At 76.5% G+C, this 12,722-nt stretch carries 15 protein-coding genes; 10 read left to right on the top strand and 5 right to left on the bottom strand.

Annotated features, from left to right (window positions below; all coding sequences use genetic code 11):
* A partial coding sequence (locus ACFU7Z_RS24835; protein ID WP_380779729.1) for a GntR family transcriptional regulator occupies positions 1-608 on the top strand: 608 nt, incomplete at its 5' end.
* A gap of 56 nt (positions 609-664) precedes the next feature.
* On the opposite strand, the gene ACFU7Z_RS24830 is transcribed toward ACFU7Z_RS24835, so the two are convergent.
* Positions 665-1,417, bottom strand: coding sequence for an MBL fold metallo-hydrolase (locus ACFU7Z_RS24830; RefSeq protein WP_380779727.1), 753 nt, complete (start codon positions 1,415-1,417; stop codon positions 665-667).
* A 34-nt stretch (positions 1,418-1,451) separates the two neighbouring features.
* Positions 1,452-2,456, bottom strand: coding sequence for a GlxA family transcriptional regulator (locus ACFU7Z_RS24825; RefSeq protein WP_380779725.1), 1,005 nt, complete (start codon positions 2,454-2,456; stop codon positions 1,452-1,454).
* Positions 2,457-2,632: 176 nt separating this feature from the next.
* Between ACFU7Z_RS24825 and ACFU7Z_RS24820 the strand changes: the two genes are divergently transcribed.
* Entirely contained in the window at positions 2,633-3,274 is a 642-nt protein-coding gene (locus ACFU7Z_RS24820) for a DUF4937 domain-containing protein (RefSeq protein WP_380779723.1), read from the top strand.
* Between the two features lie 36 nt (positions 3,275-3,310).
* A complete protein-coding gene (locus ACFU7Z_RS24815) occupies positions 3,311-3,796 on the top strand; it encodes a hypothetical protein (RefSeq protein WP_074003200.1) in 486 nt (161 codons plus the stop codon).
* Between the two features lie 59 nt (positions 3,797-3,855).
* Here the strand turns inward: ACFU7Z_RS24815 and ACFU7Z_RS24810 are convergent, their stop codons facing one another.
* The gene (locus tag ACFU7Z_RS24810) at positions 3,856-5,007 is read right to left on the bottom strand and encodes a hypothetical protein (protein ID WP_380779720.1); all 1,152 of its coding nucleotides are present in this window, start codon (positions 5,005-5,007) and stop codon (positions 3,856-3,858) included.
* Between the two features lie 115 nt (positions 5,008-5,122).
* Between ACFU7Z_RS24810 and tsaA the strand changes: the two genes are divergently transcribed.
* Positions 5,123-5,569, top strand: coding sequence for a tRNA (N6-threonylcarbamoyladenosine(37)-N6)-methyltransferase TrmO (gene tsaA / locus ACFU7Z_RS24805; RefSeq protein ID WP_380779718.1), 447 nt, complete (start codon positions 5,123-5,125; stop codon positions 5,567-5,569).
* 70 nt (positions 5,570-5,639) lie between these two features.
* Here the strand turns inward: tsaA and ACFU7Z_RS24800 are convergent, their stop codons facing one another.
* Both ACFU7Z_RS24800 and ACFU7Z_RS24795 read right to left on the bottom strand, forming a co-directional pair.
* Complete coding sequence (locus tag ACFU7Z_RS24800; RefSeq protein ID WP_380779716.1) at positions 5,640-6,557, bottom strand: aminoglycoside phosphotransferase family protein; 918 nt, start codon at positions 6,555-6,557, stop codon at positions 5,640-5,642.
* A 141-nt stretch (positions 6,558-6,698) separates the two neighbouring features.
* Positions 6,699-7,184: an ATP-binding protein gene (locus ACFU7Z_RS24795; RefSeq protein ID WP_380779714.1), complete on the bottom strand. Its 486-nt coding sequence runs from the start codon at positions 7,182-7,184 to the stop codon at positions 6,699-6,701.
* A 453-nt stretch (positions 7,185-7,637) separates the two neighbouring features.
* Here ACFU7Z_RS24795 and ACFU7Z_RS24790 point away from each other — a divergent pair, with 453 nt between their 5' ends.
* The 6 genes from ACFU7Z_RS24790 (at position 7,638) to ACFU7Z_RS24765 (ending at position 12,671) form a co-directional block, all read left to right on the top strand.
* Positions 7,638-8,297 (top strand): phosphoribosyltransferase, encoded by a 660-nt coding sequence (locus tag ACFU7Z_RS24790; RefSeq protein WP_380779712.1) that lies wholly within the window; start codon positions 7,638-7,640, stop codon positions 8,295-8,297.
* Between the two features lie 66 nt (positions 8,298-8,363).
* Complete coding sequence (locus tag ACFU7Z_RS24785; protein ID WP_380779710.1) at positions 8,364-8,921, top strand: GNAT family N-acetyltransferase; 558 nt, start codon at positions 8,364-8,366, stop codon at positions 8,919-8,921.
* A gap of 343 nt (positions 8,922-9,264) precedes the next feature.
* Complete coding sequence (locus ACFU7Z_RS24780; protein ID WP_380779708.1) at positions 9,265-9,750, top strand: hypothetical protein; 486 nt, start codon at positions 9,265-9,267, stop codon at positions 9,748-9,750.
* A gap of 126 nt (positions 9,751-9,876) precedes the next feature.
* Complete coding sequence (locus ACFU7Z_RS24775) at positions 9,877-10,236, top strand: hypothetical protein (RefSeq protein ID WP_380742261.1); 360 nt, start codon at positions 9,877-9,879, stop codon at positions 10,234-10,236.
* A 60-nt stretch (positions 10,237-10,296) separates the two neighbouring features.
* The gene (locus tag ACFU7Z_RS24770) at positions 10,297-11,388 is read left to right on the top strand and encodes a PLP-dependent cysteine synthase family protein (protein WP_049651746.1); all 1,092 of its coding nucleotides are present in this window, start codon (positions 10,297-10,299) and stop codon (positions 11,386-11,388) included.
* A gap of 50 nt (positions 11,389-11,438) precedes the next feature.
* Positions 11,439-12,671, top strand: coding sequence for an MFS transporter (locus tag ACFU7Z_RS24765; RefSeq protein ID WP_380742308.1), 1,233 nt, complete (start codon positions 11,439-11,441; stop codon positions 12,669-12,671).
* Positions 12,672-12,722 lie beyond the last annotated feature (51 nt).

The raw sequence follows: 12,722 nt of genomic DNA, 5'->3' as shown, positions 1-12,722 counted from the left end.
TCCTGGAGCAGCTCGGCCGCGGCCGGTTCACCCCCGGCGAGTCGATCAACGAGGTCCAGCTCGCCGAGGAACTGGGCGTGAGCCGAACCCCCCTGCGCGAGGCCCTGATCAGCCTGGAGCGCGAGGGCATCATCACCAGCGAACGCGGCAAGGGCTTCCGCTTCGCCCCCACCGGCAAACAGGAGTTCCTCGACCTCACCGCGATCGTCATCGCCCTGGAGTCGCTGGCCCTGCGCACCTCCGACCCGGCCCACCTGGCGGAGATCGCCCCCCGGCTGCTCGCCGAGGCCCGCGCCTTCTCCGCCCCGCAGGCCCCGCACGGCACGATAGAGCGCCACGACGACGCCTGGCACGCCCTGCTGCTCTCCGGCTGCGCCAACGCCCGGCTGCGCGAGATGATCGACTCGCTGAAGCTCACCCTGCACCGCTACGAGCGGGTGGTGGTCGGCGACCACGAGATCCTGGAGCGCGCCGCCGAGGAGCACGAGCGGATCGCCCAGTGCCTGCTGGACGGCGACATCGACCAGGCCGTCGCCGCACTGGAGGCCAACTGGACCGGCGGCATGGAACGCATCCTGCACCGGCTGCCCCCGGTCGCCGCGTTCTGAGCCGCCTGCCCCGGGCGCCGCGTTCCGAGCCGGTCGCCGCACTCCGGGCCGGCCCGTCAGCCCAGCAGTTCCGGGACGCCCGGGGCGAGCCAGTGCAGCCGGTCGGCCAGGCCGGCCGCCTCGAACCGCGCGGTGGTCTCCGCCCGCCCCTCGGTGAAGTGCTCCCACGAGGTGTAGTGGACGGGGACGACCCGGCGGGCACCGAGCGAGGCGGTGAGCGTGGCGGCCTGCGCCCCGTCCATGGTGATCAGCGCACCGCCGCCGAAGGCCTCGATCCGGGCCGCGCCGAGGTGCAGGAAGGCCGTACCGATCCGGAACTTCCGCCCCACCGCGTCCAGTTCGGGGATGTGCACGGTGTCGCCCGACACGTAGAGCGCCTCCTCCTCGCCGGGCACCTCGACCACGAAGCCGGTCACGTCCCCGACCGGACCGTGCAGACCCGGCGTACCGGTCACCCGCAGGGTCCGGCCGTCCACCGTCAGGGTGCGGCTCTGCCAGGGCGCCAGCCCGAGCGCGCCGCCGCCGAGCCGGGCGGCCCCGCTGACGGTGGTCAGCACCGGCCGCCCGGCGAGCAGGGTCCGGCCGGTGGCGTCCAGGTTGTCCGGGTGCTCGTCGTGGCTGAGCAGCACGGCGTCCACCGGCGGCACCTCGTGCGCGCCGATCGCCGGAGCACCCGTGCTACGCAGAACCACCGGGTCGTGCCGGTACTCGGCCGGAGCCGGATCGAAGACGGGGTCGGTGAGCAGCCGCAGCCCGCCGACCTCCAGCAGGACGGTCGCGGTGCCGATGTGGGTGGCCTTGATCTTCACAGTGTTCTTTCCCTCGCAGTGAATTGACGTTGGGTCAGTTGTCGGTCCGGACCCGGAACCGGCTCCGGTAGTCCCCCGGCGTGGTGGAGAGCCGGTCCCGGAACACCCGGTGCAGGGTCTCGACGGAGCCGAAGCCGCAGGCCCGGGCGACCCCGGGCAGCGGGTGGTCGGTGCGCTCCATCAGCCGGCGCGCCGCCTCCAGCCGCAGCTCCTCGACGTACGCCCCGGGCGTCGTACCGGTCTCCGTACGGAACACCCGGGCGAAGTGCCGCTCGCTCATGGCGAGCCGGCCGGCGAGGGCGGGCACCGACAGGTCGGCGTCCAGGTGCTCGCCGATCCAGCGGCGCAGGTCCCGCAGGTCCGCCCGGCCGCCCGGGCGGTGGGCCAGCGGGACGCTGAACTGGCTCTGGCCGCCCGGGCGTTGCAGGTACATCACCATGATCCTGGCGATCTCCAGCGCGAGGTCGTCGCCGTGGTCCTCGGCGACCAGCGCCAGGGTGAGGTCCATCGAGGTGCTCAGGCCGGCGCTGGTCCACATCCGCCCGGAGCGGATGAACACCGGATCGGCGTCCACCTCGACGGCCGGGTGGTCGGCGGCCAGCCGCTCGGCGGTCGCCCAGTGGGTGGTCGCGCGGTGCCCGTCCAGCAGCCCGGCCGCCGCCGTCACGTGCGCGCCCGCGCAGACCGAGGCGACCCGTCCGGCCCGTGGCCCGGCCTCCCGCAGCCAGGCCACCACGGCCTGGTCCACCCGGGGCACCGGCCCGTCCGGCCCCAGGTCCACCCGACCCGGCACCAGCACCGTGTCCGCGCGGACCCGCGCCTGCGCCAGCGTCCCGGTCACGTGCAGCGGCACCCCCGAGAAGGTCTCCACCGGCCCGCTCCGCTCGGCGCACACCCGCACCTCGTACCCGGGCCGCCCGGGCGGCAGCAGCCGGCCGGCCAGCGCGAAGATCTCGGCGGGCCCGGCCACATCCAGCGCGTTCACCCCGGGGAACACCGGGACCACGACCAGATGCGGCAGGCGGAGTGCGTCGTCCATGCCCCCACCCTCGCCCGGAGGCGGCTCTGGCGGCAATGACGGGACTCTGCAACATCCGGCCATCGGCCCGGGTCCTCTCGTCATCCGAAAGAGAGGACCTACGCCCCCGGCCGTACCGCCCCCGCGACCAGCGCCCGATTGACCCTCCTCCGCCTCCCGGCGGCAGGATGGCCCGCATGTGGGGCAAGTGGATCGACTGCCGGGTACGGCCCGGAGCACACGAGGCGTTCGCCGCCGGCCAGCGCCGCTGGTCGGCGATCTCCGACCAGCCGGGCCTGGTCGGCCAGACCGGCGGCTGGGCGCCGGACGGCGACCGCGCCCTCCTGCTCGGCCTGTGGGCCGACGAGCCCGCCTACACCCGCTTCCTGCGCGAACGCCACGACCGGGCCGCCGCCGACGCCGCCCAGCACTCCGCCTACAGCGCGATCGAGGTCGCCACCGGACCGGTCGTCCTCACCATGCCGGGCGGCTCCCCGTCCCTCCCCGACGCCCTCACCCGCGCCACCGTCCTGCGGGCCGCCGACTGCCGCCTCCTCCCGGGGCGCGCCGACCACTTCCTCGACGTCCAGCGCCGCCTCTGGGCCCCGGGCATGGCCGCCGCCGACGGCATGCTCGGCGGCGCCGTCACCCGCCTCGCACCCGACCGCTACCTCGTCACCACCCTCTGGACCACCCCCGCCGCCCACCACGCCTACACCACCGACCACCTCCCCGCCCTGCTCCCCCGCGCCGCCGTCCCCACCGACGTCCACACCCTCACCGGGCACCTGCTCCCGCTCGAACCGTCCTGGCTGGTCCTCCCCGTCCGGTCGCCGTGACGGGGCCTGTCAGGGGCCGGCCCTACACTCCGGGCCATGTCACTGCCGCACTCCGTAGGCTCCGTCGACGACCAGCTGTCGGTCCTCGACTCCCTCCTCGCCGCCCCGTTCCCCGAGCGCGCGGACACGAGGACCGAGCACGGCTGGGGCGGCCCCGGGCACCAGCTCGCCGTGCTCCGGGCGAGCCGCGACTTCTGGGACGACCCGGGCCCCGAAACCGTCACCGAGGCCGAGGACGAACTCGAAACCGACCTCACCGCCCTGACCGCCGTCCTGACCGACCGCTGGGGCGCCCCGGACACGATCGACCTCTGGTCCCACCTCGGGTACGACCAGCCGGACTTCGCCGACACCGACGGGCCCGAGCCGCTGGTCTCCCTGGCCTCCCTCGTCTTCCACCTGCCGGTGTGGCGGGTGCCGTCCACCGGGCGCTGGGTGGGCCTGATCATCGGGCAGGCCGACCGGGAGTTCCCGCTCGAACTCCTGGTCGCGATCGGCGAGGAGTCCTGCCTGCCGCGGTGAGACCCCTCGCGCCGTCGCCGCCGGACCGGGCGCCGATCGCGCGGGGCCGCGCCGCGCCGTCACCCCGGCGCCCCCGGCCGGTGGGCGTCGCAGTACCAGCCGCCCGGATACAGCCGGGCTCCCGGCGCTCCGCACGGGATCCGCCCCGCCGAGCAGATCTCCCTCCGCACCGGCGGGATCACCCGATCGGAGGTGAGCGGCTCGCCCACCGGGTCGTACGGGTCCCCGGGCAGCAGCAGCCGATGCGGCGGGCGGTGCGGAGCACGGCGCTGCTCCGGCACCCGCGGGTGGTCGGCCCCGCGCTGACGCGGGACCACCGGCCGGTCCGTCCGGTCCGCCAGCACCCCGCCGTTGGCGAGGAAGCGGCGCCGGTCCGCCTCGGGCGCCCAGAAGCGCAGCGGGCCGCCGTTCCGGGTCCGTTGGGTGATCGGCACATACACGCCGCCGGCGACCCGGCGCACGAAGTCGTCGATCCGCGGGACCAGCACCGCCCACGTCGGGTGCCACCGCCCGCAGCGGCCGCCGCCGCGCACCTGGCAGGGCCGCGGGCTGACGCGGTCGCACTTCAGCAGCCGGAGGGTCCGCACCCCGCCGCGCAGCAGCAGGTCGCGGTCCTCCCGGATGGCCCGGGCCGGCAGGTTGTCGGTGCGCACCCAGTGGACGTGGTCGATGAGCGGCGCGTTCGGGTCGACGGTGTGCCAGACCGCGGTGATGCCGTCCTCCTGCGCCAGCCGGTTCCGACGCCGGACGGACTGCGCGCTGACGTACGAGAGTTGGGGCTCGAATCCGAACCGGCGGCCGTCCGCGCCGGTGACCAGGACGGCGGGCCGCCGCCCGTCGGCCGTCCCGGCCCCGATCTCGACGGCGTGCCCGTCGCTCGCGGCGGCCCGGGCGTAGCGCTCCTGGTAGGCCTCGCGCTGCTCGTCCTGGGCAGCGGTGTGGGCCCGGCGGTGCGGGTTGTGGTGGGAGGCGATGCGCCGACCGCGCCGGAACGACAGGTACATCCACTCCGGCTGCTCGGGGCGGGCGTCCCGGCAGGTGGGGCAGAGCAGTCCGCGCTGGGCCACCGGCCGCCGGTCGGCGCGCAGCCGGTGCCACAGGCCGGGCTGTTCGGGGACACCGAGGTCGTCTCGGTCGAGGTCGAGGAGGCGGTCGAGGTCGGTGTTGAAGACCAGGTTGCGCGTAGGGAGTTCACCGTCGTACTCGTTCATGGCGTCTCATCTCTGCCATCAACCACGAGAGGGAACTTCCAGTCTGCACCGGGGCACCGACACCCGAGCCCGCTACCGTGCTGCCGGACGGAGCCGAGGGTGCACGGAGGGCGCAATGACGGACAGGGGTTTGCGGGAGCGGAACCAGCGGGAGCGCGGGTTCGAGGTGCGGGCGATCGGGTGGGTGGAGTCGCCCTTGCTGGAGCGGGCGGGGGCGCCGAGGCAGGGGGACGAGGGCGCGCCGGAGGCGTGGGTGGCCTTCGAGGCCGAGGTGGAGCGGGGGCTGCGGGACCTGGTGGCCGGGCAGGAGGTGCTGCTGCTGACCTGGCTGCACCGGGCGGACCGGGAGGTCTTGGCGGTGCGTCCGCGCGGGGACCGCTCCCGGCCGGAGACCGGGGTGTTCGCGACCCGCTCGCCGGACCGGCCGAACCCGATCGGGCTGCACCGGGTCACCGTCCTGGCCGTGGACGGCCCGCGGCTGCGGGTCAGCGGACTCGAGGCGATCGACGGCACCCCGGTGCTGGACGTGAAGCCGGTGCTGCCCGGGCTCGCCGAGCGGTAGCGGGGGTCGGCGGGGGCGGCGGGGGGCGCCGTCGCCGGCCCGGGCAGCGCATGACGGTGGCAGCGCGCCGTCAGCGGCCCACCGTGGCGACGAGGCGGGCCAGGGCGGCCCGGGCGGGTGGGCCCCAGGTGGGCTTGCCGCCGGGGCGGCCATGGTCACCGGCGTGGCCGATGAGCAGGCAGGAGAGGGCGCGCAGCACCGCCCAGCCGCGGGCTCGGCGCAGGGTGGCGGGGTCCGGGGCGGGCCGGTAGGCCGCGTGGAAGCGGTCGGCGGCGCCGTCCGGCAGCAGGATCCAGGCGGCGGCGAGGTCACCGGCCGGGTCGCCGGCGAAGAGGTCGCCGAAGTCGATCACACCGCAGAAGGTGCCGTCGGCGGTGAGCACGTTGGCCGGGTGCAGGTCGCCGTGGAGCCACAGGTCCGGGCCCGTCCACTCCGGCGCGGTGACGGCGTCCTCCCAGACCGCGCGGACGGCCTCCGGGTCGGGGAGCAGCCCCAGTTCGACGGCCGAGGCGAGCTGCCTGGCGAAGCCCTCGGCGTGGTCGGCCAGCGGTCCGCCGCGGCCGCGACCGGCGGGCGCACCGTCGGGGGCGGGGCGGTGAAGGGCGGTCAGGAAGGCGGCCAGGGTGTCGGCGGCCCGCGCGGCGCGGGTGGCGGGCGCGCGGTCAGCGGGCTCGCCCGGCACCCAGGTGGTGACGATCCACGGCCGCGGGAACCGCTCGGAGGGCTCGCCGAAGCGCTGCGGGACGGGGACGGGCAGCGGCAGGTGCGGGGCGAGGGCGGGCAGCCAGGCGTGTTCCTTGCGCAGCAGCTCGTCCGCCGACGTCGTCGCCCAGGGCAGCCGGACGGCGAGGTCGTCGCCGAGCCGCCACAGCTGGTTGTCCCAACCGCGCGCGCCGAGCGTCACGGGGCGGTCGGCCAGGTCGGGGTGCTGGTCGCGCAGCAGCGCGCGGACCAGCTCAGCGGTGATGTCGGTCCCGGTGTCGGTCATGCCGGGCAACGGTAGTCGGGCGGCGGGGGCGGTGCCACGGGAACGGGAAAGGGCGCGCCGGGCCCCGGAGTTCGACGGGTGCCGTGCGTCGGCTGCGGAGCGCCGGACGCACCCTCGGACGAGGGCGAGGACGTGCGGCGATCAGCCCGGCCGTTCCGGCTCCCCGTCCGCACCGGCCGCCGTCAGGGCCGGCGGGCGCGACACCTCCAGCCAGACCAGCTTCCCGCCGGCCTCGGGCCGGGAGCCCCAGACGGCGGAGAGCCGGTCCACCACCCGCAGTCCGTGCCCGCCCGGGCGGCCCGCACCGGCGGACGGGCGCAGCCGCGGCGGGACGGGGCTGGCGTCCGCGACCTCCACCCGCAGCCGGGCACCGTCCCAGTGGAGCCGCAGCTCGCTCGGGCCGCCGGGGGCGTACAGACAGGCGTTGGCGACCAGCTCGGCGACCATCAGCAGGACGTCCTCGGCGGCGGCCCGCCGGTCCTCGTCGGCGGCCGGCAGCCACTGCCAGGACACCAGCGCCCGTCGGCTGAACTCGCGGCTGCGCCGCACCGTGCCGGGGCCGCCTGCCAGCGCCAGTCGCCTGACCTGCTCCCGGCCTGGCGGCCCACCGTTCCCGGGGCGGTCCACGGCCTGCCTCCTCACCTCGGTTCGGTTCGGACGGTGCGCTGGTGGCCGGGGTGGGGCCGTGGCACGCCGTCGGCCCAGGTTCTCGCGAGCAGCCGTGGCCCGGCTGTCCGAGCGGCCGGTAGCGCGTCCGGTCGGGCGCCTCGCTCGTGGTCCGGCGGGGACGGCGCGGGGCCGTCACCGGGTGCACGGTGCCAGGCGGACCTCACCGCTGGTACGAGCGGGAGCACCGTCCATCGGCCGTCCATGCCCCGCGCCTGCCCGTTCCCCGCCGGTGCACACGCGCCGTCCGTTCCGTACCACCCCCGGATCGCGCCCGGACGTTAGAGCCCGCCGCAACGGGGCAGCCGCCCCGGTGACGGGGCGGAACGGACGGCGCCCGCGGGCCGCTCGCCCGTCCGCACCACCCCGGTCCCGACCGAGCCGCTCGAACACCTGGAGGACAAGGACAGGCCCGTGAGATTCCTCGACCGCAGCACCGCCGGCCACCAGCTGGCCCTCAGGCTCGCCCCGCTGCTGGGCGGGCTGGCCGGTGCCGAGCTGGTGGTCCTCGGCCTGGCCCCCGGCGGGCTGCCGGTGGCAGCCGAGGTCGCCGAGTCGCTGGGCGCCCCGCTCGACGCCACGGTGGTCCGGCCGCTGACCGTGCCCGGCCACGACCGCCCGGTCGGCGCGATCGCCGACGGCGACCCGCCGCTGCTCGACCGGCAGGCCCTGGAGAGCCTCGGGGTCACCCCGGCCGAGCTGGACGCGAGCGTCAGACGGGAGCGGGTCGAGGTCCACCGCCGCGAGGCGCTCTACCGCCCGGGCCGGGCCCGGCTCCCGCTGTGCGGGCGCACCGCCGTCCTGGTCTCCGACGGGCTGACCGACGCACTCACCGCCCGGGCGGCCCTGCACGCCCTGGCCGCCGACCACCCGGAGCGGCTGATCCTCGCGGCGCCGGTCGGCGACGCCCGGATCGCGGCCGACCTGCGCCGGGACGTGGACGCGGTGGTCTGCCTCCACCTGCCCCGCTACGCGCACGCCGCCGGGCCCTGGTACGGCGAGTTCCACGAGGTCACCGACCGCGAGGCGGCCGTCCTGCTGCAGCGGCGCACCCCGACGGACGGCCCGGACTGACGATCGGACGACCCCGGCCCGAAAACCCGTTTGCCCGGCGAGGCGTGCACGGACCATCCTCCTGCCATGACCCATCCCCAGCACGTCATCGCCCTGGACGGGGCCACCCTGCGCCGCTTCGACGGCGAGGCAGACCTGCCCGAGTTCTTCGCCGTCATCGAGGAGTCGCTGGAGCACCTGCGGCCCTGGATGCCCTGGGTGGGCGAGCACAGCCGCGCCAAGACCGCCGAGTTCCTCGCCGGCCGCGCGGAACTCTGGGCGAACGGGCGGGACTTCACGTACGCGATCGTGCTCGACGGCGCGATCGTCGGCGCCTGCGGGCTGTTCCGGCGCGAGGACACCCCGGACGAGGTCCGCGAGATCGGCTACTGGCTGCACCCCGCCGCCACCGGGCGCGGGCTGGCCACCCGGACGGCGCGGGCCCTGGCCGACGAGGCCTTCCGCCTCCCCGGGGTGGAGGCCGTCGAGATCGTCCACGACCCGGCCAACCGAGCCAGCGGCGCCGTCCCGGCCCGCCTCGGCTTCACCGAGCACCTGCGCCGCCCCGCCGAGGTGCTCGCCCCGGCGGAGACCGGGGAGGAACTGGTCTGGCGGCTGCCCAAGGAACGGGCCTCGGCTCAATAACCCGGTGGCCCGCACCCGGTCCGGTGACCCCGGCGGTCCGCAGCCAGGGGGGAGCGTGCGGACCGCCGGGTGCGCCCGTCGGACGGGACGGTCCGGCGGCGCGTCGGGGGCGGACGCGGTCGGAGGCCTCTGGCTCCGCGCGGAGCGCCCCATCTCGCACTCCGCGTTCCCGCCGTGGACCTCACCCACGGCATCGCGCGTTCACTCCCGTGCCCAGGAGACCCTCCCCGCTCTCGCCGATAACACTTTCTTCCGATCATGCTCCGAGTCAGGCCAGTTGATGATTCATCACACCATCTGAGGCGCGCTATGGCGGAGCAGGAAGTCGGGCTAGGATCACGGCATGGTCACCGCCCGGTCGCCGTTGCGTACACGACGCGCCCGCCCCCGAGGGGTGGCGGCGCGGCTGTTCTGGCTGGGCGCCCTGCTGATGGCCGTGTTCGCGTCCCACGGGTTCAGCGCGGAGACCGGCGCCGGGCACACCGATCCGATCCGGATCGTCTGGTCCGCCCACGCCACGGCGGCGGGCGACAGCCCCCAGGCTCCGAACTCCCCGAAGGCTCCGCAGCCCACGCGGCCCGCCCACCAGCAGGAGCACGGCGAGGACGCCGACCACCCCGGCGGCGAGTGCCTGTCCGGGAAGCCCGAGGACGGCCCCGACGCCGAGGCCGCCTGGTCGGCCGTCGCCGCCCAGCCCACCCTCGGGGACGCCGCACCGGCGCCCGACCCGACGGGCCCGACGGCCGGAGGCACCGGAGACGCCGGAGCCGGGAGCACCGCTCCCGGAACACTCGAACCCCCGCACCGGATCGCCCGGCTGAGGGTCTAGGCCGGCCCCGGGCCGCGCCCCGCCCCCGCCCGCCTCGCGGCGCGCGGGCCGGCGCCCGTCGCCCGTGTCCGCCCCTCCGCCCCCGCGATCCGCTGCCGCCCCCGCGCGGCCGCGCGGAGTCCCGTCATGCCCATCAGGCTCCTGGCCGCGCTGCTGCTCGGCCTGTTCTCCCTGCTGCCCGTCGGCTGCCCGCAGCAGCACCTCGACGCCCATCCGCTCCGCTCCCCCGCGGCGGCCACCGCCCCGGCCGAGCCGGGCGACTTCCCCGCCGACTCCCTGGAGCGGCACTGCGCGACCGGGGAGGCCGCCGCGCCCGCGCAGCGGTCCGTCCGGTCGACGGCCCTGCCCGCTCCGTCCCCGGCCACCGCCCCCGGCGGGGACCGGGCGGAGCCTGCCGCGCTCCGCCCGACGGCCGCCGCCGGGCGCGCCGCCCGTACGTCCGGGCCGAGAGGCCCGTTGCTGGTCACCGGTCGGTGGCGGATATAGCGGCTCGGCGTCCGTCCGAGCTGCCGTGCCTTCCGCCAACTTCCCGACAGGAGACGAGACATGACGTCCCTCACCCATCGCACGGACGACCACGCGGCCCTCAGCGGCCTGGTCGGCAACACCCCGGTCCTGCGGATCGGCGAGCCGCTCGCCCCGGCGGGCCGCGGCTTCTGGGCCAAGCTGGAGGGCTTCAACCCCGGTGGCATCAAGGACCGCCCGGCCCTGCACATGGTCCAACGGGCGCGGGCCCGGGGCGAGTTGCGCCCGGGCGGCCGGATCGTGGAGTCCACCAGCGGCACGCTGGGACTGGGGCTCGCGCTGGCCGGCATGGTGTACCGGCACCCGGTCACGCTGGTCACCGACCCGGGGCTGGAGCCGACCATGACCAGGCTGCTCACCGCGTACGGCGCCGAGGTGGAGGCGGTCGCCAGTGCGCACCCGCGGGGCGGCTGGCAGCAGGCCCGGCGCGACCGGGTGGCCGAACTGCTGGCCCGCCACCCGGGATCGTGGTGCCCCGACCAGTACAACAACCCCGACAACACCACCGCCTACACCCCGCTGGCGCTGGAGCTCGCCGCCCAACTGGGCCACCTGGACGTGCTGGTGTGCAGCGTCGGCACCGGCGGGCACTCGGCCGGCACCTCGCGCGTCCTGCGCCAGCTCTACCCGGGGCTGCGGGTGGTCGGGGTGGACACCGTCGGCTCCACGATCTTCGGGCAGCCCGCCCGGACCCGGCTGATGCGCGGCCTCGGCTCCAGCATCTACCCGCGCAACGTCGCCTACCAGGCCTTCGACGAGGTCCACTGGGTCGCCCCGGCCGAGGCCGTCTGGACCTGCCGCCGGCTGGCCGCCTCGCACTACGCCACCGGCGGCTGGAGCGTCGGCGCGGTCGCCCTGGTGGCCGGCTGGCTGGCCCGCACCCGGCCCGCCGGCACCCGGATCGCCGCGATCTTCCCGGACGGGCCGCAGCGCTACCTCGGCACCGTCTACGACGACGAGTACGGCGCCGCGCACGACCTGCTGGACCACCCGCCGGCGGACGGCCCGGACGAGCTCGCCCGGCCGGACGAGCGGGAGGTCACCCGCTGGACCCGGTGCGCCGAGGTGGTCGACCCGCTGACCCTCCCGGGCGCCCCCGGCGGTGCCGCGTGAGGGGGCTGACCGCCCAGTTCCGGGGCCACGAGCGCAGCGTCCGGCTGCTGATGGTCAACCAGTTCACCATCAATCTGGGCTTCTACATGCTGATGCCCTACCTGGCCGCGCACCTGTCCGGCGGCCTGGGCCTGGCCGGCTGGACGGTCGGGCTGGTGCTCGGGGTGCGCAACTTCACCCAGCAGGGCATGTTCCTGGTCGGCGGCACGCTGGCCGACCGGTTCGGTTACAAGCCGCTGATCGTGGCGGGCTGCCTGCTGCGCACCGCCGGCTTCGCCGCGCTCGGCCTCTCCTCCTCGCTGCCCGCCCTGGTGGCGGCCTCGGCGGCCACCGGCCTGGCCGGGGCGCTGTTCAACCCGGCCGTGCGGGCGTACCTGGCGCGGGACGCGGGCGAGGAGCGGCGGGTGGCCGCGTTCGCCCTGTTCAACGTCTTCTACCAGGCGGGCGTCCTGCTCGGCCCGCTGGTGGGCATGGCGCTGACGGCCGTGGACTTCCGCACCACCTGCCTGGTCGCGGCCGGGGTGTTCGCGGTGCTCAGCGCGGTGCAGATCCGGTCGCTGCCGGCCCGCCGGGGCTCCGGGCCGGACGAGGGGCACGAGCGCACGGGTGTCCTCGCGCAGTGGCGCGGGGTGCTGGCCAACCGGCCGTTCCTGCTCTTCGCGGGCGCGATGACCGGCTCGTACGTGCTGTCCTTCCAGGTGTACCTGGCACTGCCGCTGGAGGTCCGCCGGCTGGGCGGCGGCGGCACCGGCGGGACGGTGGCGACGGCGCTGCTGTTCGTGGTGTCCGGGCTGGGCACGATCCTGCTCCAGACCAGGGTGACGGCCTGGTGCCGGGCCCGGATCGCGCCGGGCACCGCCCTGGTCGCGGGGGTGGCCGTGATGGGCGCGGCCTTCCTGCCGCTGCTCGCCGCCTCGGCCCTGCCCGTCCCGGGGGCGGGCCCCGGGCGCTGGGCGCTGGCCGCCGGGCCGCCGGCGCTGGCCGCGTTCCTGCTGGCCCTGGGCACGGTGCTGGCGTACCCGTTCGAGATGGACACCGTGGTCCGGCTCTCCGGGGACCGCCTGGTCGCCACCCACTACGGGCTCTACAACACCGTCTGCGGGGTCGGCATCACCCTGGGGAACCTGCTGACCGGCGCGGCCCTGGACGCCGCCCGCGCGGCCGGGCTCGCCGCACTCCCCTGGCTCGCGCTGTGCGCCCTCGGGGCGGCGTGCGCGCTCTCGCTGCGCGCCCTCCACCGCGGCCGCCGGCTCGCCGGGTCCGAACCGGTGCCCGCCGTGTAGGAGCGGCACGGCAGCCGCCGAACGGCGGACCCGCGGGCTCACTCCTGAGCC

It is taken from the genome of Kitasatospora sp. NPDC057518, assembly GCF_042802075.1.
GTDB lineage: Bacteria > Actinomycetota > Actinomycetes > Streptomycetales > Streptomycetaceae > Kitasatospora.
Note: the sequence above shows the minus strand (reverse complement) of the source record. Positions and strands in the feature narration are given on the sequence as shown.